Source organism: Photobacterium panuliri, from assembly GCF_059920555.1.
The window spans coordinates 2,364,954-2,387,778 of the sequence record NZ_CP197192.1 but is presented as its reverse complement, the minus strand read 5'-3'; the positions used below and the strand labels follow the sequence as shown (position 1 = coordinate 2,387,778).

The window sequence follows — 22,825 nt, the reverse complement described above, 5'->3', positions numbered from 1 at the left end:
ATGTGTTGATTGATTTTTGCCTTAATCGAACAGTGTTTTTAATTTAATGGGTTTATTTGAACAATGCAAGGGTTACCCGAAAAAAAATGTGGAAATAATGCTTGGGGAAAATGTTAGTTGTAGGTAACAACCGGTAGCTAGCCATGCTGGCTCGATGGATTTCGGGTGTGTAGAGGAGGGGCTGGATAGCAGGGGGGGGTGTGATGAATTTTGGTCAAGAGTGTGGAAATGACGGAGGGAATTGAATAAAGGCGTTTTTTTTTCATCCAATATTGTCGATTTAGTGCGATTGGATTTGGATTTGGACGGATGTTTCTTTAGTATGTATCGTTACGCGAATTTATATCTCCCTAAAGGACGCCACCTGTAGGTGGATGAGGAAACGATGCAACATCTAGACGAGATTATTGCCAACGCAACGGCAGCTATTGAGCAGGCTGATTCATTAGTCGCTCTGGACGAAGTGCGTGTCCAGTACCTGGGCAAAAAGGGTGAACTAACCCTTCAACTACAAAGCTTGGGCAAACTGCCACCAGAAGAACGTCGCGAAGCGGGTCAAGAGATCAACAAAGCGAAAGGTGCAGTGCAACAAGCCATTACAGCACGTAAAGATGCTCTTCAGCGCGCTGAGCTTGAAGCGAAACTGGCTGCAGAAACCATTGATGTCACTCTGCCAGGTCGCCGTATTGAAAACGGTGGCTTACACCCAGTTACGCGTACCGTTGAGCGTATTGAACAGTTCTTTGGTGAGCTAGGCTTTAACGTTGAGTCTGGTCCTGAAATCGAAGATGCATTCCATAACTTCGACGCACTGAACATCGCTGCTGATCACCCTGCGCGTACCGATCACGATACCTTCTTCTTTAACCCTGATTTGATGCTGCGTACTCACACGTCGGGCGTACAGATCCGTACGATGGAAAATGGTAAGCCACCATTCCGTTTCATCGCACCGGGCCGTGTATACCGTAACGATTACGATCAGACTCACACGCCAATGTTCCACCAGGTGGAAGGTATGCTGGTTGACGAGAACGTAAACTTTGCGCAGCTGAAAGGTATTCTGCACGACTTCCTATGCAACTTCTTCGAAGAAGAAGTTGAAGTTCGTTTCCGTCCTTCTTACTTCCCGTTTACCGAGCCTTCAGCTGAAGTTGACGTGAAAGGCAAGAACGGCAAATGGCTTGAAGTCCTAGGCTGCGGTATGGTTCACCCGAACGTACTTCGTAGCGTAGGCATCGACCCTGAGAAATACTCTGGTTTCGCATTTGGTATGGGCGTAGAGCGCCTGACTATGCTGCGTTACGGCGTAAACGATCTGCGTGCGTTCTTCGAGAACGACCTGCGTTTCCTAAAACAATTCAAGTAATTCAGGGTCCCGAGAGGAAAAATAATGAAATTCAGCGAATCTTGGCTTCGTGAGTGGGTTAACCCTGCGGTTACCACTGATGAACTAACTCACCAAATCACTATGGCTGGCCTAGAGGTAGACGACGTACTGCCTGTTGCTGGCTCTTTTACTGGCGTTAAAGTTGGCCAGGTTGTTGAGTGCGCTCAGCACCCAGATGCAGACAAACTGCGCGTAACCAAAGTAGATGTTGGCGAAGAAGAATTGCTAGACATCGTTTGTGGTGCGTCTAACTGCCGTCAGGGTCTTAAAGTTGCTGTAGCGACAGTTGGTGCTGTACTACCTGGCGATTTCAAGATCAAGAAAGCCAAACTACGCGGTCAGCCATCACACGGTATGCTGTGCTCGTTCTCTGAGCTGGGTATTGATGTTGAGTCTAACGGCATCATGGAGCTGGCAGAAGACGCAGTGAATGGTACTGACTTCCGTGAGTTCCTAGGTCTGGATGACGTTACTGTTGATGTTGACCTGACTGCAAACCGTGCTGACTGTTTTAGCATTCGCGGTATGGCTCGTGAAGTTGGTGTTCTAAACCGCGCTGACGTAACTGAGCCTGCAGTTGAAGCGGTTGCTGCTTCAATCGAAGACACTGTATCTATCGACGTGAAAGCGCCGGCTGCATGTCCACGTTACCTTGGCCGTGTGGTTAAGAACGTGAATGTTCAGGCTGAAACTCCACTATGGATGCAAGAAAAGCTGCGTCGTTGTGGTATCCGTTCAATCGATCCAGTTGTTGATATCACTAACTTTGTTCTGCTAGAGCAAGGTCAGCCAATGCACGCATTTGATCTGGCTAAGATCGAAGGTGGCATCGTGGTACGCTTGGCAGAGCAAGGCGAGAAGCTGACGCTGCTAGACGGCACTGAAGCTGAACTGAACGCTGACACACTGGTTGTTGCAGACCACAACAAAGCACTGGCTATCGCTGGTATCTTTGGTGGTGAGCAGTCTGGCGTTACGACTGAAACGAAAGACGTACTACTAGAGTGTGCATTCTTCGCTCCGGATCACATCCGTGGTCGCGCACGTAGCTACGGTCTGCACACTGATTCTTCAATGCGTTTCGAGCGTGGTGTGGATTACGCACTACAAGTGAACGCAATGGAGCGTGCAACGGCACTGCTTGTTGAAATCTGTGGCGGTGAAGTAGCGCCTGTTGTGGCAGTTGAGTCTGAAGCAGATCTACCTAAGCCAAACAAAGTCGCACTTCGTCGTACTAAACTAGACAACTTACTGGGTCACCACATTGCAGATGCAGACGTGGTTGAGATCCTAGAGCGTCTAGGCATGACCGTTGAAACAACGGCTGAAGGTTGGGAAGCTGTTGCACCAACATGGCGTTTCGACATCGCGATTGAGCAAGACCTAGTGGAAGAAGTTGGCCGTATCTACGGTTACGACAACATCCCTAACCAGTCGCCAGTGGCTGCTCTAAGCATGAACGATCACAAAGAAGCGGATCTACCGCTGAAGCGTGTACGTAACCTGCTTGTTGACCGTGGTTACCAAGAAGCGATCACTTACAGCTTCGTTGAGCCTGAGCAGCAGAAACTGGTTGTTCCTGGCGTTGAGCCATTGATCCTGCCATTCCCAATTTCTGCGGAAATGTCAGCAATGCGTCTTGGCCTGATCCAAGGTTTGTTGAACACTGTTGTTCACAACCAGAAGCGTCAGCAGCCTCGCGTTCGTCTGTTTGAATACGGCCTACGTTTCATCCCTTGCGAAACCGCTGAAAACGGCATGCGCCAAGAGCCAATGCTTGCTGGTGTTATTGCTGGTACGCGCAGCGAAGAGCACTGGGATATCGAAACCAACACCGTTGATTTCTTCGATCTTAAAGGTGATCTAGAAGCGATTCTAGAACTGTCTGCTAACGAGAAAGCATACTCATTCGCAGCCGTTAAGCACCCAGCACTTCACCCAGGTCAGTCTGCGGCTATCATCGTAGACGGCAAAGAAGTGGGCGTGATCGGTACGGTTCACCCAGAACTTGAGCGTAAGTTTGGCCTAAACGGCCGTACTATCGTGTTCGAAATCGAATGGTCTGCGATCAACACTAAAGTGATCCCAGAAGCCGTTGCGCTATCTAAGTTCCCGGCAAACCGTCGTGATATCGCCGTGGTTGTAAACGAAGGTGTTGCCGCTGGTGATGTCGTTGAAGCATGTCTTGCCAATGGTGGTGAACTGCTGAAAGACGTAAATCTGTTTGATGTTTACCGTGGTAAGGGCGTAGAAGAAGGCAATAAGAGCCTTGCTATTGCCCTGACACTTCAGTCAGCAGAACGTACACTGGAAGAAGCAGACATTGCAGCCGCAGTTGAAGCGATTGTTGCTGAATTGGCATCACGCTTTGGTGCATCGCTACGTGACTAATTGTTCAGACTAGCTCAAAAGTATTAGAGCTAATTTGCTGATTAATCAATGCATAGCAATAGAAAGCAGCCCTATGGGCTGCTTTTTTTTGATCTAAATCTAAGAATGCAAAATTTTTGTAACCCAGCAATTATTCCTATTTCAACCTATGGTTGTAGATATATATATCGCAAAATGAGTGAGTTATGGTCGATTTTGTCAAAAGTCATTCGTTTTAAGCGTGATAGGGGTGACAGAAGGAGCACAATGCTGCTAGAAGAAATCAATGATTTGACACGAACTTAACGTAAAAAAGTTGGCGGAAATCAGGAAGTTGGCTTAAACTTGTCTCTAGTTAGGACTGAAGCATTAATCGTGTGTAGATCACATGGTGTTGTTAAGGCTCAGACCAGCTAGACTGATTCGCTGCAGGTATAGTGATTGCTATGGCTGCGATCCATTCAACATAGTCTTGAGGGAATTATCTATGGCGCTCACAAAAGCCGATTTGGCTGAGAACCTGTTTGAAAATGTTGGGTTAAGCAAACGGGACGCCAAGGATACGGTGGAAGTCTTCTTTGAAGAAATAAGGAAAGCTCTGGAACATGGCGAGCAAGTGAAGTTATCAGGTTTTGGTAATTTTGATTTGCGCGACAAGAATGAGCGTCCCGGAAGAAACCCGAAGACGGGAGAGGATATTCCAATCTCCGCTCGTCGTGTTGTGACTTTCCGTCCAGGTCAAAAATTGAAAGCTCGCGTAGAAAACATCGAAATCGAAAAGTAATCGCGACTTTTGTGTGAATAAGAACCCAAGCAAGGTGTGTAGAACTTGCTTGGGTTTTTTATTGCCTAAAGTCCACGATAGCGTGACCTAGGTAATAAAGATGTTACCGAGTTGTATTGCAATAGTGTCTATGGATGCGGGCTAAGGTATCATAGTGGCATTAATCTTGAGCGAAGGGAGTACGTTCAATGGGAATGTTGCATTTAACCCAAGAAGGACAGTTTGTAGCATCGGCTCTGGATATGGATTTGCCAGTAGAGACTGGAATATGGAAAACATTGACAGGGGTGCGTTGCAGACTTTGGGGGCGGGGGATATTAGTTTGTGATCCACCTGCGGCAACGGTATCAGAGCATGAGGTCGTATTGTCTTGTGGTGTTCATGGTGATGAAACCGCCCCGATCGAGTTAATTGACCGTTTGGTAACGCAAGTGTTGGTCGGAGTGTTAGTGCCCGCACACCGCTTGCTATTTATTGTCGGTCATCCTGAAGCGATACAGCATCACCAGCGTTATCTCACCGAGAACATGAACAGATTGTTCAAGGGCCCTAACAGCACCGCTAATTTAGATTGCTGTCGTGCCAATGAACTTCAGCAGGCCGTCAATCGCTTTTTCGGTCAGCCCGAGGCACCACGGCAAGAGGCGACGCGCTGGCACTTGGATCTCCATTGTGCGATACGTGATTCGGCCCATTACACCTTTGCTGTTAGTCCGGCAACGGAAAATCCCACCCGCCATTCTTCGTTATTTGCCTTTTTGGAAGCGGCATGTATTGAAGCCGTATTATTGTCTCAAACGGCCTCGCCAACCTTTAGTTGGTACAGTGCCGAGTATTTTTCGGCACAAGCATTAACGTTGGAACTCGGTAAAGTAGCTCAATTTGGTCAAAACGATTTGCAACAACTGGCAGGCTTTTATCAGGCCCTAGAAAAGTGGGTAACGGGTTCACTGTGTCTATCGTCGTGGGATGGTTATTATCCGCAAGTATATAAAGTGACACGGACCTTGGTTAAGAAAAGTGAGCATTTCGCATTGAATTTCCCTAGCCATCAGGCAAATTTTTCATTTTTTGAGCAAGGAGAGCTATTGGGAACTGATGTGGGGGTGGAATATCTATCATTGGCAGGAGGGGAAGCTATCGTATTTCCCAATGCCAATGTTGCTGTTGGTCAGCGGGCATGTTTATTGGTGAAAAAGACAGCGGTTGTTTCCAACGGTCAAGTACATGCTGTCAATGATTGAATGCTAATTTATAGAATTCTCATGGAGTAATCAGTCTGCTGCGTCTCAAGCAATTTGGGTATAAATATCAGTTGCCTAGTTATCCTTGCTTTTCATTTTATAGGTGAAAGGGTAAGGTAAGCGGACAAGTCCAATCGTGAAAGTCTAATGTTGTTAAATGAATTGATCAGCCACCGACAGGCCCGGTGGCGACGCGCAGGCTATATTGCTGCTGCGATGTTGCTGGTTGCCGTTTTCTTTGCTTTGGCCGTGGGTGAGATCTTTATCTGGCCTTGGTCACCATCTGGCGATATCGAACAAAAGCTACTGTTACAGCTGCGTTTTCCTCGATTGTTGGCTGCCTTGGCAATTGGCGCCTCTTTGGCCTCCTCTGGCGCAGTTCTTCAAGTTTTGCTCGGTAACCCCTTAGCCGAACCCGGTGTCTTAGGGATCTCTGGCGGAGCCAGTTTGGCATTGGTTATTGTGCTGTTCATCCTTCCTTTTTCCCCAGGCCCAATGGTGATGATGATTGCAGCGATGCTGGGGGCGATGGCCTTTACTTTGGTGCTTGTTGGTTTGTCGCGCCGGCGTAAGGTATCAACCGCTCGGTTACTGCTCATTGGTGTCGCATTGGGGATATTATCCGGTGCGGTTGTTACCTGGGCGTTTTATTTCAGTGATGATTTGAACTTGCGGGTACTGATGTATTGGCTAATGGGAAGCGTTGCGGGTGTCAGTTGGGCCCAGCTGAGTTTGTTGTTTGTCGTTGTGCCGGTGTTGGTGTGGTTGTGCAGCAAAGGGCGAACCTTGGATATTCTGATGCTTGGTGAGCATCAGGCCCGCCAGCTTGGTTTGGATGTAGATCGTTTCCGATGGCGTTTAATTTTGGTGGTGTCTTTGCTAGTTGGAGCCGCCGTTGCACTTGGCGGAGTGATTGGTTTTATCGGCTTGGTTGTTCCTCATTTGATCAGACTGGCATTGGGAACCGAAAATCGATACCTGCTGCCTTTATCTGCATTATGTGGGGCGATATTGTTGGCATCTGCCGATACGCTAGCCAGAGTGATGCTGCCTGCCGCAGAGCTTCCGGTGGGGGTCGTGATCACGACAATTGGAGCCCCGGTATTTATCTGGATGCTGCTTCGTTCACAGTTTGATTAGGTCAAATACCATGTCTGATAAATTCCAAACCTCTTCTGTGGTACTTAGTGCGAAAAATTTAGCTATGCCACCCCGGTTACTGCCCGTCTCCTTTGATGTGCGCCAAGGTGAAATCGTTCATCTGATTGGCCCTAACGGTAGCGGGAAGAGTACCGTGCTGTCGATCGTTTCGGGCTTGGGAGAAGGGGACGGTGAGGTGATCCTCTCGGACCAGAATATTAAGCAGTTGGATTTGTCCCAACTGGCAAGGCAGCGTTGCTATCTGGCCCAGCAAGACAAGCCCGCATTTGCCGTTGGTGTCTATCACTACCTTGTGTTGTCGTTATCGGCGTTGGGGGATGTACCGATATCTCAGGTTGAAATGGCACTGGAAGAAATATGCGATGCACTGAAGATCACAGATAAGCTCAGTCGTACAATCCAGCAGCTATCAGGTGGTGAGTGGCAACGGGTCAGGCTTGCTGCCGCTTGCTTGCAGGTATGGCCATCGCTGAACCCAGAAGCACGCCTGCTGTTATTGGATGAGCCTGCTGCTGCACTGGATATTGGTCAAGAAGCAATTATGTATCAATTGGTAAGAAAGATGGCTGCTCAAGGTATTGCTGTGGTCATGGCAAACCATGATTTGAATCGCACCTTGCGTGAAGCCGATACCGTGCTGTTACTTAACAATGGTTCTTGTGTCGCTAAGGGTACGCCGAAAACTGTGATGACGGTTGATAGACTGCAAAGTGTATTTTCAACTCAAATCCAGCGTATTGAGCATCAGGGGCAATCTTGCCTGCTGTTTACTGATTAACGACTCGGAACATATTTATTATTGCAGCCTGCGAAGAATGGGCAGGCTGGCTACAAAAGGAGACACCATGACGACACCTAGTTGGGATCTTTCTGCTGCCTATCAGGATCTGAATGATCCGCAAATTTCTCAGGACCTAACCTTCGTTGAGGCAAAGCTGCCGGAGTTGGTTGCGTTGGATTCGGCATCAGTTGCAGGCGTAACGGCTGCGGTATTGATATTCGCCGAGCTGAAGGTCAAGCTTCATACATTGTATACATTCAGTAGCTGTATTTTGTCTGTTGACGCGACGGATGTCGGTGCCAAGAAGCTACAAGGGCAGGTGAATAGCCTGCTGTCGCGCTTAAGTCAGTCATGGACACCGTTTGAGCAGGCGATTATTAATTTCGATGATGCCCAGTTCGAGGCGTTGTTGGCCGATAATGAGGTGGTAGACTGGCGCTTTGGTTTCGAACGCAGCCGGTTGCTGAAAGCGCACCAGCTCACGATTGGCGAAGAGCAGTTGCTGACGGCTCTGGATCAGGACGGTCGACTTGCATGGGGACGCCTGTACGACAATATTACCGGTTGTCTGAAAGTCACCTTGACATTGGCAGACGGTACGCAAGAAACAATGGGACTATCACAGGCTGCCAGTATTATTTATGGCGGTGATGCGATGCGCCGTGAGCCGGCATGGCGCGCTATTGCAGAGGCGATGACTGTGCATCAGGAAAGCTTTGCCGCGATCTTGAATGCGTTGGCCGGGGCTCGCCTCACCGAATATGAAAAGCGCAGCCATACTAAACCGATGCATTTTCTGGATCCGAGTTTGCACGGTAGCCATATCGAAAAGGCCACACTGGATGCCATGATGGGAGTTGCCAAGGCCAACCGTGGCGTAGGCCAGAAGGCCGGTTTGCAAATGGCAAGGCTATTCGGGACGTCAACGCTCAAGCCTTGGGATGAGCAGGCATCGATGCCTGCATTGTCAAACACATCCAGCCAGACCTACAGCTTTGCTGAAGGCATCGCTATTATTCGCGAGGCCTTTGCTGGGGTCGATCCAGAGATGGCTGAGTTTGTCGATATGATGGTTGAGCGGCAACTTATTGATGCCGCACCGCAGCCGAATAAGCGTTTGGGTGCCTACTGCACGAAATTGGCCAGTAGCCGAACCCCGTTGGTCTTTATGACATGGGGGGGGAGTATGTCAGATATGCTGACTTTGGCACATGAACTGGGCCATGCATTCCATAACTGGGTTATGCGTGACATGCCATTGGTTAAAACCAAATACCCAATGACCTTGGCCGAGACCGCTTCCATTTTTGCCGAGAACGTTGTACGTGACGCTTTGCTAGAAAAAGCCACCAGCGAAGAAGAAAAATTGCTGATGCTGTGGGAAGAAGCACAGTCGGCATTGGCACTTTTGGTCAATATTCCGGTTCGCTACGAATTTGAAAAGGCGTTTTACGAGCAGCGTAGCGGCGGTGAGTTCACGGCTGATCAGTTCAAGGCGTTAATGTCTGAAACATGGCGTGAATGGTATGGCGATGCCATGGACGAAACCAATGAGATGTTCTGGGCCAGCAAGCTTCACTTTAGTATTGCTGAAGTGAGTTTCTATAACTACCCATACCTATTTGGTTACCTGTTCAGCAAGGGGGTCTATGCCCAGCGAGAAGCCAAAGGCGCGTCTTTCTATGACGACTATAAAGCCTTGCTGCGTGATACTGGCTCAATGACAGCAGAAGAGGTGGTTGCCAAGCATTTAGGGATGGATATTCGTGAAGCGGCTTTCTGGCAGCAGAGTGTCGATATGATTGCCAAGCAGATTGATGAGTTTGAGCGGTCATTGGAAGCGTTGAATAAGTGACCCTTGTTTATTATTTGAACTGAAATTTTAAAAGCCTGACCTTAATGTCAGGCTTTTTTATTATTAAATTTTAGAAAATAATAAAAATCTAAAGTTTATAAACGAATATTGTGAGTGTTCATCAAAATTTTTAGATTTTATTGCAAATTATCAATGTTTAAAATTGATAGTTTGATGTTGGTCGTAAAGTTGAAGATTATAATTTTGATGATAATTTAAAGTCTAGTATTGTTTTAAATTTGAATTTGGAGATCTTGGAATGGGTCCTTATAGTTATAATCGTAATGCCGTAAATACAAGCTTTCATTATAATGGGATAAACAGAGAAAAATTAAGTATAAATAGACATGATTGTTTATATGTTATTGGTGAAGAAGAGCTTATTGAGTTGGCAAAAAATAATAATGTAGATTCTGTCAGTTTAGCGAGGACTATTAGTGGCTATGTTGCGCCAGTTTTAGATACTAATACATTACGTAAAATTATAAAAGATCTAGGATTTACTGGACGAGCTTATATTAAGTTGGTTAATGGTAAAAAGTATATTATATTCAAAGGACGACCTGGTCTGCGTAAGATTTTTACTGGTACAAAGTATTTAATTAATAATACAAAAGTTATCGATATGATTATAGGACAAAGAGGCATAATCAAATCTGCAGTACAAGGTTCTCGACTTACAATTTTTTTAACTGTACCTCTAATTGTACTTCAGCATGTTTTGAAAGATAGATTTTTAATGGAAGAATTATTCGCAGATTTGGGGGTTTCTCTTATTAAAGTTGGTATATCTAGTATTGTAGGGGCTGTTTTTTCTGTTAGTGCTGGTGCAGTAACAACGATAGTATCATTTCCTATTGCTGTTGCGATAGTTGTTGGTGTAGCTACGGGGTTTGCGTTAGATAAATTAGATAAAAAGAATGAAATCACAGAACGGTTAGCCCAATTACTTGAGGAAAAAACCATAAAGCAGGCCAAGAAAACAGCATGGGAAATTGAGGATAATTTGAGATGGAAAATTGCAAATAGTAAGAATATTGGGAAGGGAGTTTTTTATTAAATGAGAGCGTTAATTATTTTTTTGATTTTTTTTGCATCATCAGTTAATGCAAATATTAATATAAATTGTATCATGGTTCATGATGAAGATAGGGAAGAGGTTGTTAAAAAAAGTGTATCATTAGAATCTTCAGATGGACTTGTTAATCTGTATGATTTTAACCATGTCATGGTCAGCATAAAACCTCATGCTGTTGTGAATATAAATGACAAAAATGAAATTTACTCTTTTTTGGTTGTGCTGAAATCTAATAAAGGATATACAGCAACTGCAATTGCTGAAGAGGTTTTCAATGGTGATAGTTCAGTTTCTATTTCACTATCAAATGAAAACTGGTCATTATTAACAGAGTGCTATCAAGTTCAATGATAATTAACATCGTGCTTTCAGTGTTTTTATTTTTATTAAGTGGTGTTATTTTTATGTTGAGTTATGCCATTTATCAGGAACCTATAGATAAAAATAAAACGATGGATTTAGGAGTGAAGGTACTTTTATCATTTCTATTTGCCTTTGCAATTATCTCATTAAGTTATTATATTTGTATTCTTTTTGATTCTGGTTTAATGAGTATACAATCCAGATTTGGTTCGGATTCTAATGGCCCTTACGCTTTTTCTCTCATCACTTTATTACTATCGATGGTAATTATTTTTGTTTGTATGATTTTTAAAATAATGACAATTCCAAGATCTGGATGATATCAATAGTAGAGTAATAATATCAACAGTGTTGTAATGTTCTTATTTAATAATAAAGTCTGTGTGTTTTAATAGTTAATATTTCAGTTTGTTGGTCTTGTTTGATTAATGTTTTCGAAATGTCTAATATGATAATAAATCAATTTATTGTTGATTATAAAATATATCAAGATGAGATTTTTTTCATTTTTATATGTAATTGTTATCTGCTGTTTCTCATATTGAATTGTAGTAGTAATAAAAATTTTGCGTAGCTCAAAATCCATAGCTCATCCCCAAAGCATAAAGTAAATTGTTACGCTACTTCCAATTTGAAACATTAAATTCGATTTTTTACAAGATGCTGTGTCACAATTTTTGGAATTATAATAATTAAAGGGAAAGTAAAGTGACCCATATAATCAATGATCCCGGTCAGGCGGCTAGGTTTATATACCGTGCAACCTTTGGTCCGAAACCGGGGGATATCAGCACGCTGCTTGAAATTGGGGAAGAGGCATGGCTTAGCGAACAGTTTGAGCAGCCGTTGGTTCGTCACCGTCAGCTGACAGAGCAATTTTCCTCCGCAAGCAATGAAAAAATCAATGAGGTAGCAAGGATGAGTGCCTGGTGGTGCCGTGTACTTACCGGGGGTGATCAGCTAAGACAGCGTGTTGCCTATGCATTGAGCCAAATTCTGGTTGTCTCGCGTTATGGCGGCCCTGACTCTCAGTCGTTGGCAGAGTATTACGATTTGCTGCTAGAGCATGCGTTTGGCAATTTTCGCGACTTGCTCAAGGCCGTCACATTGAGCCCTGCTATGGGCAAGTTCCTCACGATGGAGGGAAGCTGTAAGGCTAATCCGCAGCGCAATACATTCCCTGACGAGAACTATGCTCGTGAAGTGATGCAGCTGTTCAGCATCGGTTTGTGGCGCTTGGACTCCAACGGTACGGCGAGTCTTGATACTAACGGCAACAAAATCCCCAATTATTCGCAAGATGATGTTGAAGAGTTGGCGCGAGTATTTACCGGCTGGCGCCGCCGTAATTACCTTGAGCCTATGTATGCCGTGGCCAGCCGTCACGATACGGACGAGAAAGTGGTGATGGGGCAGGTCTTCCCGGCAGGGCAAACTGCAGAGCAGGATTTGGATCAAGCTATCGATCTGCTGTTTGAGCACCGTAACACCCCAATGTTCATTTCTACTTTGTTGATTAAACGCCTGACTATCAGCAATCCGCGTCGCAATTATATCAAGCGTGTTTCTGATGTGTTCAAAGATAACGGTTATGGTGTCCGTGGCGATATGAAGGCCGTGGTACGTGCAATTCTGCTCGATAAAGATTTGCTGGCGGGACGTGCTATGGCGGATCATCAAGCATCGGGGGCGAGCAAGCGCAATTTTGGCAAAGTGAAGGAGCCGGTGATTGCGATGGCCAATCTATGTCGCGCCCTTGAGGTGAAGAATAATGATCCATTGCGCTGGTGGGATTTCGCTGGGATTCAAGGCAACTTTGGCCAAGCGCCGCTACAGGCTTCTAGTGTGTTTAACTTCTATGAGCCCGATTACGCCCCTAAAGGTGAGCTAACCGACAAGCAATTAAGTGGCCCTGAGTTTGCGATTCTATCGATGGATGTGATGCGTCGAATTTCAAATCGGATGTGGGGGATGATCACGTCGGTCGATTCAACCAAGCCTAAGCGTTGGCATTGGGACCGTAGTGAGTTCAAGGCGGTAGTCAGCGATCCGCAGGCGTATGTTGCTTTGGTCAATGAGCGGTTGTTCGGTGGCTTGATGTCACAGCCATTGGCCGATTACCTGCACGCCATGCTGGCACAATTAGAGCAAGATCGCCGTAATGAAGACCGTAAGGTTATCGATACGCTATTTGCCATCCAGTGTTCACCAGAATTCCGTTGTCAGGGGTAAGCCATGAAACTATCAAGACGTAACTTTTTGAAAGGGACGGCAGCACTGGGAGCGACCTCGGTTGTTGCCCCGTCGGTTGCTGCTCTTAATCCCGTGGCGAATACGGATGAAGACTACAAGGCGCTGGTGTGTATCTTCCTGCTTGGCGGTAACGATGCCTATAACATGGTGATCCCCGATGACGACAGCGCGTACGCGGAGTATTTGTCTGCCCGTCCTAAACTGGCGATTGAGCGTAGTGCTGCCGTGCCGCTAGGTATTAAAACCGACAATAATGTTGCGTTGAGCCTGCATCCGGCAATGCAAAGCCTGCAGGATATTTTTGCCGTTGAGAAAAGCGCAACAGTGATCGTTAATACCGGCCAGTTGGTTGAGCCGATTATTGGTCGTGATCAGACTAGTGCGCGTTATCCTGAGTTCCTGATGGCGCACAATCTCCAGCAAACGATGTGGCAGTCCGGTGCCGATGAGATGGATATCAAGCTAGGCTGGGCTGGCCGAATGGTAGAGCAGATGTATTTGCCGGGTAAGCTCTCGCCGATGATTTCGTTAGGCGGCGAGAAGAAATGGTTGCGCAATAACATCAAAGAGCAGTTGGTGACGACCAGTGCTGGAGCGGGTAGCTATAGCGGTTTGACGACCGCTGATCGTGTTGATGCCATGATGCGCCATTTTAATGCGCAGTTTACCAACCTGTATGAAGATAACTACTCAGCAACGATGGCAAGCCGATACCATGAGAATGCCCAGTTGGATGAGGCATTGGCCTCTGTGGGCAAACTACCGGGGTTTCCTGATACGGGGCTTGGTAACATGCTTCATACCACGGCGCAGATGATCAAGGCTAGGAACAGCGAAGCGATGGGCCACCGCCGGCAGGTATTCTTCCTTGGACTCGGTGGTTTTGATACCCATAAAGATCAGCTTAATGCCCACGCTGGGTTATTGAAGCAGGTCGCTGATGCAATGGCGGCGTTCTACCATGAAATCAAGCAGCAGGGGCTGTCAGAAAATGTAACCACCTTTACCATGTCTGATTTCGGGCGCCGAATTATGCCTAACGAAACAGGAACGGATCATGGCTGGGCTGGTCATCAGATTATTATGGGCGGAGCAGTACAGGGTGGAAAAGCCTATGGTAAGTGGCCGGATCTCAAGCCGGGTAGTGAGTATGATTATAAAAATGGTCGCTTGATCCCGGAGATCGCGGCGGATCAGGTCAATGCCAGTTTGGCTCAGTGGTTTGGTTATGATGATCTGCCGGAAACCCTGTTTGCCTCCTTGTCACAGTTCGAGCAGAAGACAATTCCGTTTATGGCAGGTGCGGTAGGACCAGAATTGCCAGATCCTCCGCCGCAATATCCAACCTATACAGCGGGAACGGCTTATAACGAAGGTGATATTGTCGTGGGTAAGGATAATGCTTTGTATCAGTGTAAGCCTTGGCCGTATTCGGGGTGGTGTTCAAATTCTGGATATGCCCCGGGCGATAGTCTCTATTGGCAGGATGCATGGAATAAAATCTAAACGTTAGCGATATTGGCTAATAGCAACGAAGGAAGGCAGCGGGTGATCGCTGCCTTTTTTATTGTATTTACATAATACAAAGTCGTGTATTACGCACAATTATTATTTTCAAATATGTATATTATCAGTAATTTGTGTATAGTATTTATCATGTCTTCATATTGGTATTGGGGTATTTTTGTTTTGCGCCGCGAATAATGGTGCTTATCCATCTATTTAGAATGCTTGATATAGAAATATAAGTATTCTTATCTGGAATAAGCATATTCGCTAGATGGATAACTATATTAAAAATACAGTTGTATTGTTAAGTTATTAAGCCAGCTTAAATTAATGTAAACAGAAAGTAGCACTATCGTTTTTGATTATGAGCGAAAGCTGTATAAATACAATGATTTCGGAAAGCTTTGGATAGTGATAGGTCGTTCATGATCGCCCTAGGAGAGGGACATGCTTAAGAAAATTACGCTTTATTTTGTTTCAACATTAACTATTTTGATATTTATTAGTTGTTTGGTTAGCTATCGTTATCTTGAAAGCTGGACAAACGAAAATATCAAGAAAGAGAATGAGGTTGTCGTTAATACCCTGACATCGGCATTAGGAAGTACGTTATCGAATACACAGAATAGCGTGAATGCCTTGGCAAATACGTTTGCTCGATTTGATTTTGACAATGAAACATTGGCGATAATGAAAAAGATCGTTACAGAATCAAACGGCAAGTATATGGGGGTTTATTTTAGTAAGCCATCAGGTGAAACATTCACTTATTCCAATGAATTAAGCGGTATCATGCATGGGTTCAATGCCAAAGAGAAGCAGCGTGAATGGTTTATGGTGCCGATGTCTGGAAAAAATGTTATCTCCTCACCTTATATCAGTTCCACGGGTGAGACGATTATCAGTGTAGCATCGCCTATTCGTAATGAGTTCGATCGTATTATCGGTGTTTTGAGCATAGATGTTGATATTACTCAGGATCTGCTGAGAACCAAGATGGAATTTACAATAGCGGCCAAAGATGGCCATGTATTGTTTGTCGATAGCCAGACAGCATCTTGGAAAGGCAAAAATGTCTACGATATTATGCCGATTTATAAGTCGGTAACCGATGAACCGTTTTTGTATGAAAATGATAAAGGTGAATATTTTACTGTTTCGAAGCAGGACTATAATAACCAATACGATATATTCGCGTTTACGCTTCAAAATAGTACGTTTGAAAATAGAAACACTATCCTGACAATGTTCGTGATGCTGTTGCTTTCTGTCGGCGTTATTCTTGCGCTTATCGTATTTGCTATTGTAAAGAAAGAGATCAATACCAACTTGGGCGAGGAGCCGGAAGCCCTGGCGGAAAAAATAGAGCAATTTGCTCTTGGCCATATCGTATCGGTTGAGTTCAACCCAAATGGCTTGGTGTCGCAATCCTTGCGTAATATGCAACAAAGTATCAAAACGATAACTCAAACCACGAATACGGTGACGGATTCATTACTTGCCAACCAATCACGAATTGAATCGATTATCCAAGATAACAAGGATAATGCCCAGAGCGAGTCGATGGAAGTTGAGCAGGTGGCGGCGGCGATTACCGAGCTATCCTCGACAGCCACTGACGTGGCGCATAACGCGGCTCAGGCTGATACCCAAGCGAGTGACGTTCTTCAGGTGGTTGCCGTGGGTTCTGAAACCTTGCAGCGTTCTGAGTCTATTTCGGTTCAGGTGAGTGATTCAATCAAAGAGTCGGTGTTGATTGTCAGCGAGTTGCGCCAATATAGCGACAAGATCAGCTCTGTGGTGGATGTGATCACGTCGATTTCGGAACAGACTAACCTTCTGGCTCTCAATGCTGCAATCGAAGCCGCGCGCGCTGGTGAGCAGGGCCGAGGTTTTGCCGTTGTTGCCGACGAGGTGAGATCGCTTGCAGCCAAGACTCAGCAATCAACCATTGATATTCAGTCGATTATTTTGCAGCTGCAGGAGCAATCGAAGAAAGCTGATGAGTTCATGGTGAGCAATTCTAGCTTGGTGGAAGAGTCATACCGGATGTCGCTGGAGATCTCCGAGGCATTTAGAGGGATCATGGCGAAAGTTGAAGCAATGTCTGATATCAATACCTTGGTGGCAACGGCCTCGGAAGAGCAGTCATCGGTGACGATGGATGTTTCCCGCCGAGTAGAGAATATTAACCATACCGTACAGATCAGTTTGGATAACGCCCGCTTGATTAGCGACGTTAACCGGGAAATCTCCGCATTGATTGAAGCGATGCGACAGGAAATGTCTTACTTTAAGATGGGATAAGATTGAAAATAACCGGATAGGTATTGGCAAAGGCAGTGAGTAATCACTGCCTTTTTTGTTTCTTTTTTATCTCCACGTCAGTGATGCTATTAAGATCACTTTGCCTATTGCCGGTGTATTCGGTGGTGAGCGGGGCTGGCTTGATTAATTAATCTTTCCTGCTGTGCTGACAAAGATATCTGGCTATGACGAGGCAACAAAGGTATTGAGATTGTTGCTACAGCTACAGCTACAGCTACAGCTACAGCTACAGCTACAGCTACAGTAGTTGATGTGCCTATCATGGTGCTAAGTTTGGGAGTGAATCGGTGATGGAGGTGCGGCTTTTAATGGCTTCTATATCGTTCAACGCAATAAAGCCGGTGAGGGTATCACCGGCTTTTTTTGTGCCAACTGAAAGGGTTGTTTTAATTTCGAAAGATAATAATTATGGTCGGTTAGCTCATCATGACGCCGAGGCTCAGTAGCATCATGACCATTGCTGTCAGGATACCGATAAGCGGGCCGATGAAGCGAAGCCATGAGGAGTAGGCGACGCGGCCGATAGCAAGGCCACCCATAACAACACCGGATGTCGGGGTTACTAGGTTAGGCAGGCCAGAGGCTGATTGGAACGCAGTTACAACCAGTTCGCGGCCCACCCCGGCAAAATCGGCCAGTGGGGCAAGAACAGGCATAGAGAGTACCGCCAAGCCAGAAGACGATGGCACCACGATACACAGTACGGCCTCAACCCAGTAGATTGCGTTGATGAAAGCGATTTCGTTCAAACCGCCCAGCTGGCCTTCAGCGTAGTTCAAAATGGTATGGGTGATATTGCCGTTGTCCATGACCACGACCAAACCACGGGCGATGGCGATGATCAGTGCCACGCCGAGCAAATCGCGCGCGCCGTTAACAAAGCTGTCGGTGATTTCCACTTCAGACAGGCGGCCAACGAAGCCAACCAGAATGCTGGAGCCGATAAAGAGGGCAGAGAGTTCGGCCATCCACCAGCCAGCACTTGAAACTCCCCACATCATGACGCAGAACGTCAGGCCGAAGATTGCCAGTACGGCCTTGCGGGTCGTATTCAGCTCAGGGGTTTGTTGCTCTTTGCTGTGAAGGAAATGGCGCAGGTTGTCGTCGTGCTGGTGGGCAACAATTGAGCTGGACGGATCTTGTTTTACCCGCTCTGCATAGCGCATGACGTAGAACACACAGATGAGCCAGCCAATGACCAGAATCGCGGCACGCAGTGCGAAACCTTCCATGAAATTGATTTCTGCGGCGTTAGAGGCAATCACCGTCGCGAAGGGGTTGATGGTTGAGCCAAGGCAGCCGATCCCCGCGCCTACCATAATAATTGCCACACCGACGATACTGTCATAACCGGCGGCGATCATCACAGGGATCAGCAGGGCATAGAAGGGGATTGTTTCTTCGGCCATGCCATAGACGGTACCGCCGAGGGCAAACAAGCCCATCAAGATAGGGATCATCCACTTTTCACGGCCGGCAAGGCGCTTCATGGTACCGGCAATCCCTGCGTCAATGGCGCCGGTTTGGGTCACCACGGCAAGGAAACCGCCGATCACCAGCACGAACAAGGCGACATCGACAGCGCGGGCGGCATAGCTGGCCGGATCGTAAAAGCCCTGAATCGGGGCCATCAGGATATCAATGATCCCTTGCGGGTTGGCATCGACGGTTTGGTAGGAACCTACCACCGGCACCATGCGGCCCAGAGTCTCGTTGGTGACCATCTGGTATTGCCCGGCAGGGATCAGCCAAGTCAGCAATGCCATCAGAACGGTCAAAAGCATCAGGATAGTGTAGGCAGAGGGGAATTTTATTTTGTTCATTATGTATTCCTTAAATGGGGCGCATGGCCCCATTGTTTCGGTTGCCGATATCAGGCAACAAATTCCATGATTTCTTTTGCTGTCAGGTTGTCTAGCCCCATTTTTTCCAAGGTACGTCCGGTAACGAAGTAATCGGTGTCGTTGTAGGCATTGTCGATGTGCAGGCAGGCTGTCAGCATCGGGGTGTCAATGCCGCTAAGCTGGGCAAACTCGTAGCATGGTACCAGCAGGTAGGCGGCATCTTCGGTGATGTAGCGGTTGCTGGCCGAGTTCGGGGCACTGTTAAGTTTGCCGTGGGTCTCGGAGGTACGGTTGACTTCGTAAACGTCTTTGCAGTCCATCGCGTAGAGGGCGTTCATCGCCTCCAGCTCGGGCTTCAGTGACAGTCCCAGCGCTGCACCGATAGCTAGGCGTTCGTTTTCCATGACGGCGGCCGCCTTGGCGGTAGAGACTGAGCAGCAGTCTTTGTAGTAGTTGAATTGGCCGTCGAAGTTTTCCAGCAGGCCCATGTTCAGCGTGGTTAGCAGCGGGTGGCCACCGAAGTTGATGTTCTCTAGCCCGGCTTCAATGACGTTGCCCAGTGGGGTGAGCGGCAACGGCATGACAGGTTGTAGGGCTTTAATTGCCTCGGCAGTGCGGTGAGCGGGTAGGGCGGCAACGGGCAGGAACTCTTTCATACCGAGAATCGCCAATTCGGCAGGGCCGACAATGCGGGTTGCCCAAGGGATCGAGATTGCATCGACAAAGGTGATATCGAGATCGTCATAGCCCTGTTCGTGTTTGATCCGGTTGAGAACCAGCGAGCCGTAGTTGCCCGGCATCAGCATCAGGATTTGGCCGTTGCGCAGGTGGGGTAGCATATTGGTGAACAGTGGCTCTTGGGCAAACGAAGGAACCGGCATAACGATCAGATCGGCATAGGCCAGTGTTTCGGCCAGATCACGGCTGATTTTATCAATGGCTTGGAACCCGGCGTAGCTTAGGGACACATCATTGAAGCTCGCTAGTGCCTCGATACCACCGCGTTGTTCGATATCTGTCAGGGGCTGGTCGAAACCTGCTGCGCCATACAGGCAGACATCCGCACCCTGAAGAGTGAAGTGGTAGGCGGCGGTTAGCCCGGCATTGCCTGAGCCGATTACAGCGACACGCGTTGTCATAATTATTCCTTAATGTGTTGTGCGTTTTGTTGGATACACAGTAAGGAAAACTCGGTATTTCTCGCCAATGCCGAAGGCACAATCAGCCATGCAAAAAAGTTATACTGACGTGCTTCTTTGTTTTTAACCTTTTGAAATTTAAATGATAACTTACTTATTTGCATGATGTGGCAAGCTGTGGCGAATTGTGAGGTGGCGCAACTGGCGGCTGATCGAGATCCCGCATTGGCCCAATTTTCAGCTGGATATCCAGCGCGTCGGCCAGCAGCATGAAGTGCTCGATAAAACTCTCGGCATGACGGTGGATCGGTTTGAGGGCCGGGTAAAGGATATCGAATTCAAATGGCAGGCTGAAGACCAAGGGGCGCATGACAACGTGGGCATGTTCGCTGTCTATCACGCCGGTGAAAGGGTCGGTGATGGCGATTCCGAGCCCTTCGCGAACCAGAGCCGCCGCTGTACTGGCTAGCGAGACTTCAATTTGCTCGATGGTCGAGAGGTTGTAGCGTCGGAGCAGGGCATCGATGCGCCGTTGGGTGGCATCTTTCTCATGGCGGATCAGCACTTGGTCGGCAATATCATAGATATCGATCACCTGATGCTTGGCCAAGGGAGATGACGCTGGAATAAGGCAGACACATTCGCACTCAACCCGCTGCGCTTTAACCCCTGCGATGCTGGTGTTATCAATGAAGGCAAAGCCGATATCGGTTGTCTGACTTTGTACATGGCGAACCACATCGCCCGAACGGTAGGTTTTAAAGCCGATTTTGAGTTTGGGCGCATTGCTGAGGAATCGGGCCAGTACCCGAGGCAGGTAGGCATTAGAAAGCAACGGCATTGCTGCGATATTGAGGCTGCCAAAATGGTTGGAGCGGATTGATATCGCTGCTTCGTCCAAGCCGGATACGGCGTCAAACACTTTGGCAACCTCAAGAGAGAAAGCTTGGCCCTCGTCGCTCAGTACAAGGCGGTTGCCTTTGCGTATAAAGAGCTTGAAGCCGAGCCGTTGTTCAAGGCTGGACAGCAGGCGGCTGACGGCAGGTTGGCTTAGGTGAAGGCGCTCGGCGGCGGCGGTCACGGTTTGGCATTCGATAATTGCTTTGAAGGCATTGAGCTGGGAAAACTTCATGAGTAGGCCGTATGGGGAAGAATGGCGCAAGGCTAGCAAAGCGCTGAAATAATTTCTTTGAAGCAGCAAGGATTTAGCTGACAGAGAAATGATAAGCGACTTAAATATGACCAGTTTTTCAGCGGGGAAATAAGGAAATCACGAAAATCAATATTGCTTATCGTAATGATGAATTATTTATATGGTGATTTTCATCAATAAGCATAGACTAGCGCTTTTTTCATCCGGTACAGCACGATGCAATGTGACTTCTTTAACCAGCAGCAGTGTCGATCATGCCTGAACATGGGCATGCCATACGCCCAACAGGTCGCGCAAAAAGATCAGGCACTCAAATCATTGTTTGCCCAGCGTATGCCAGAGCAGTGGCTGGAGCCAGTGCTGAGCGATGAAACCGGCTGCCGCAATAAGGCCAAGATGGTCGTGCTTGGTGCTGCCCATGCGCCCGTGCTGGGTGCTGATGTGCAAACCAACGACAGCAATACGCTTGTCAGCCTGACACATTGCCCATTATATCCCGATGATATGCAGGCGTTGCTTGCGTACATCCAAGATTGGATCCGCGTGTCCGGCATTCCGCCCTACAATAAAGCCAAGAAAAAAGGCGAGCTGAAGTTCGTATTGCTAACCCGCAGCCAGAACAGTGGCGAGTTCATGTTGCGCTTTGTATTGCGCAGCCGCGATGCAATGGGGCGTATTGAGCAAAACCTTGCCCGCCTGCAACAGGCATTTCCGGCAGTGACTGTGGTGTCGGTAAACCTGCAACCGGTGCATATGGCACGTCTGGAAGGTGATGAGGAGATATTCCTGACCGAGAATCAGCATTTGGTTGAGCGCTTCAACGATGTGCCTTTGGTTGTTCGCCCTAAGAGCTTTTTCCAAACGAACCCCAAGGTGGCCGAGCAGCTTTATGCGACAGCCCGCGATTGGGTTAAAGAGCTTGCCCCTGAAAAAATGTGGGACTTGTTCTGCGGGGTAGGTGGTTTTGCCTTGCATTGTGCATCGGTAACGGATGCGGTGACGGGGATTGAAATCGAGCCAGAAGCCATTGCCAGTGCCAAGCGTTCGGCGGACGAAATGGGTATTACCAATTTGGACTTCGATGCATTGGATTCTGCCAAGTTTGCCTTGATGCATGATAGCGTTCCTGAGCTTGTGCTGGTTAACCCGCCGCGACGTGGACTGGGCAAGGTGCTGGCAGAGCAGCTGGTGGAATTGGCGCCGCGCTATGTGTTGTACTCAAGCTGCAATCCGCAGACGCTCAAATCGGATATCGACGCGATGCCTGAATATCAGCCTAAGCGCTTGCAGTGGTTTGATATGTTCCCGCATACCGAGCATGCCGAAGTGATGGTGTTGCTGGAGCGAAACGCATAATCCATCCATAGCCTGATATTTTATTAAATAAGTACCTTAAAAAAACAAGCCAGACATGATGTCTGGCTTGTTTGTATTGATAGCGTGTATCTGTTGTTTATGCCGCTATTATCTATATGGTAATTTGCCTATGTAGCTATTATCTGCGTAGCTATTGTGCTTATGTCGCCCTTGCTTATATCACTGTTACTGATAAAGCGATAACAGGTAAACGCTG

The 22,825-nt window shown here is 47.2% G+C and carries 16 protein-coding genes; 13 read left to right on the top strand and 3 right to left on the bottom strand.

Annotation, left to right across the window (positions count from 1 at the left end; genetic code table 11):
• The first annotated feature begins 385 nt into the window (after positions 1 to 385).
• The 12 genes from pheS (at position 386) to ACSF8X_RS11020 (ending at position 17,095) form a co-directional block, all read left to right on the top strand.
• Positions 386 to 1,369 (top strand): phenylalanine--tRNA ligase subunit alpha, encoded by a 984-nt coding sequence (pheS, locus tag ACSF8X_RS11075; protein ID WP_047880550.1) that lies wholly within the window; start codon positions 386 to 388, stop codon positions 1,367 to 1,369.
• Between the two features lie 24 nt (positions 1,370 to 1,393).
• Complete coding sequence (pheT, locus tag ACSF8X_RS11070) at positions 1,394 to 3,781, top strand: phenylalanine--tRNA ligase subunit beta (protein WP_500849961.1); 2,388 nt, start codon at positions 1,394 to 1,396, stop codon at positions 3,779 to 3,781.
• A gap of 466 nt (positions 3,782 to 4,247) precedes the next feature.
• Positions 4,248 to 4,544 (top strand): integration host factor subunit alpha, encoded by a 297-nt coding sequence (gene ihfA / locus ACSF8X_RS11065; protein ID WP_047880548.1) that lies wholly within the window; start codon positions 4,248 to 4,250, stop codon positions 4,542 to 4,544.
• A 188-nt stretch (positions 4,545 to 4,732) separates the two neighbouring features.
• Entirely contained in the window at positions 4,733 to 5,788 is a 1,056-nt protein-coding gene (locus ACSF8X_RS11060) for a succinylglutamate desuccinylase (RefSeq protein WP_500849960.1), read from the top strand.
• Positions 5,789 to 5,935: 147 nt separating this feature from the next.
• The gene (btuC, locus tag ACSF8X_RS11055) at positions 5,936 to 6,928 is read left to right on the top strand and encodes a vitamin B12 ABC transporter permease BtuC (protein WP_047880546.1); all 993 of its coding nucleotides are present in this window, start codon (positions 5,936 to 5,938) and stop codon (positions 6,926 to 6,928) included.
• A gap of 37 nt (positions 6,929 to 6,965) precedes the next feature.
• The gene (gene btuD / locus ACSF8X_RS11050; protein ID WP_500851182.1) at positions 6,966 to 7,727 is read left to right on the top strand and encodes a vitamin B12 ABC transporter ATP-binding protein BtuD; all 762 of its coding nucleotides are present in this window, start codon (positions 6,966 to 6,968) and stop codon (positions 7,725 to 7,727) included.
• Between the two features lie 67 nt (positions 7,728 to 7,794).
• The gene (locus ACSF8X_RS11045; RefSeq protein WP_500849959.1) at positions 7,795 to 9,585 is read left to right on the top strand and encodes a M3 family oligoendopeptidase; all 1,791 of its coding nucleotides are present in this window, start codon (positions 7,795 to 7,797) and stop codon (positions 9,583 to 9,585) included.
• Positions 9,586 to 9,844: 259 nt separating this feature from the next.
• Positions 9,845 to 10,645: a hypothetical protein gene (locus tag ACSF8X_RS11040; RefSeq protein WP_500849958.1), complete on the top strand. Its 801-nt coding sequence runs from the start codon at positions 9,845 to 9,847 to the stop codon at positions 10,643 to 10,645.
• Positions 10,646 to 11,014, top strand: a complete 369-nt coding sequence (locus tag ACSF8X_RS11035) for a hypothetical protein (protein WP_500849957.1) — start codon at positions 10,646 to 10,648, stop codon at positions 11,012 to 11,014.
• 720 nt (positions 11,015 to 11,734) lie between these two features.
• Positions 11,735 to 13,258, top strand: coding sequence for a DUF1800 domain-containing protein (locus tag ACSF8X_RS11030; RefSeq protein ID WP_500849956.1), 1,524 nt, complete (start codon positions 11,735 to 11,737; stop codon positions 13,256 to 13,258).
• A gap of 3 nt (positions 13,259 to 13,261) precedes the next feature.
• Positions 13,262 to 14,785, top strand: a complete 1,524-nt coding sequence (locus ACSF8X_RS11025; protein ID WP_500849955.1) for a DUF1501 domain-containing protein — start codon at positions 13,262 to 13,264, stop codon at positions 14,783 to 14,785.
• A 450-nt stretch (positions 14,786 to 15,235) separates the two neighbouring features.
• Positions 15,236 to 17,095, top strand: coding sequence for a methyl-accepting chemotaxis protein (locus ACSF8X_RS11020; protein ID WP_500849954.1), 1,860 nt, complete (start codon positions 15,236 to 15,238; stop codon positions 17,093 to 17,095).
• 437 nt (positions 17,096 to 17,532) lie between these two features.
• On the opposite strand, the gene ACSF8X_RS11015 is transcribed toward ACSF8X_RS11020, so the two are convergent.
• The 3 genes from ACSF8X_RS11015 to ACSF8X_RS11005 all read right to left on the bottom strand — a co-directional run bounded on the left by ACSF8X_RS11015 (position 17,533) and on the right by ACSF8X_RS11005 (position 21,231).
• Positions 17,533 to 18,939, bottom strand: a complete 1,407-nt coding sequence (locus tag ACSF8X_RS11015; RefSeq protein ID WP_500849953.1) for a YfcC family protein — start codon at positions 18,937 to 18,939, stop codon at positions 17,533 to 17,535.
• A 50-nt stretch (positions 18,940 to 18,989) separates the two neighbouring features.
• Positions 18,990 to 20,099, bottom strand: a complete 1,110-nt coding sequence (locus tag ACSF8X_RS11010) for an NAD/NADP octopine/nopaline dehydrogenase family protein (RefSeq protein ID WP_047880541.1) — start codon at positions 20,097 to 20,099, stop codon at positions 18,990 to 18,992.
• Between the two features lie 154 nt (positions 20,100 to 20,253).
• Positions 20,254 to 21,231, bottom strand: a complete 978-nt coding sequence (locus tag ACSF8X_RS11005) for a LysR family transcriptional regulator (RefSeq protein ID WP_500849952.1) — start codon at positions 21,229 to 21,231, stop codon at positions 20,254 to 20,256.
• A 237-nt stretch (positions 21,232 to 21,468) separates the two neighbouring features.
• On the opposite strand from ACSF8X_RS11005, the gene rlmC reads away from it, so the two are divergent.
• Complete coding sequence (gene rlmC, locus ACSF8X_RS11000; protein ID WP_500849951.1) at positions 21,469 to 22,608, top strand: 23S rRNA (uracil(747)-C(5))-methyltransferase RlmC; 1,140 nt, start codon at positions 21,469 to 21,471, stop codon at positions 22,606 to 22,608.
• Positions 22,609 to 22,825 lie beyond the last annotated feature (217 nt).

Coding starts and splice junctions, on each gene's coding strand:
- pheS (WP_047880550.1), top strand. CDS start 386: ATGCAACATCTAGACGAGATTATTGCCAACGCAACGGCAGCTATTGAG.
- pheT (WP_500849961.1), top strand. CDS start 1,394: ATGAAATTCAGCGAATCTTGGCTTCGTGAGTGGGTTAACCCTGCGGTT.
- ihfA (WP_047880548.1), top strand. CDS start 4,248: ATGGCGCTCACAAAAGCCGATTTGGCTGAGAACCTGTTTGAAAATGTT.
- ACSF8X_RS11060 (WP_500849960.1), top strand. CDS start 4,733: ATGGGAATGTTGCATTTAACCCAAGAAGGACAGTTTGTAGCATCGGCT.
- btuC (WP_047880546.1), top strand. CDS start 5,936: ATGTTGTTAAATGAATTGATCAGCCACCGACAGGCCCGGTGGCGACGC.
- ACSF8X_RS11045 (WP_500849959.1), top strand. CDS start 7,795: ATGACGACACCTAGTTGGGATCTTTCTGCTGCCTATCAGGATCTGAAT.
- ACSF8X_RS11040 (WP_500849958.1), top strand. CDS start 9,845: ATGGGTCCTTATAGTTATAATCGTAATGCCGTAAATACAAGCTTTCAT.
- ACSF8X_RS11035 (WP_500849957.1), top strand. CDS start 10,646: ATGAGAGCGTTAATTATTTTTTTGATTTTTTTTGCATCATCAGTTAAT.
- ACSF8X_RS11025 (WP_500849955.1), top strand. CDS start 13,262: ATGAAACTATCAAGACGTAACTTTTTGAAAGGGACGGCAGCACTGGGA.
- ACSF8X_RS11020 (WP_500849954.1), top strand. CDS start 15,236: ATGCTTAAGAAAATTACGCTTTATTTTGTTTCAACATTAACTATTTTG.
- ACSF8X_RS11015 (WP_500849953.1), bottom strand. CDS start 18,939: ATGAACAAAATAAAATTCCCCTCTGCCTACACTATCCTGATGCTTTTG.
- ACSF8X_RS11010 (WP_047880541.1), bottom strand. CDS start 20,099: ATGACAACGCGTGTCGCTGTAATCGGCTCAGGCAATGCCGGGCTAACC.
- ACSF8X_RS11005 (WP_500849952.1), bottom strand. CDS start 21,231: ATGAAGTTTTCCCAGCTCAATGCCTTCAAAGCAATTATCGAATGCCAA.
- rlmC (WP_500849951.1), top strand. CDS start 21,469: ATGCAATGTGACTTCTTTAACCAGCAGCAGTGTCGATCATGCCTGAAC.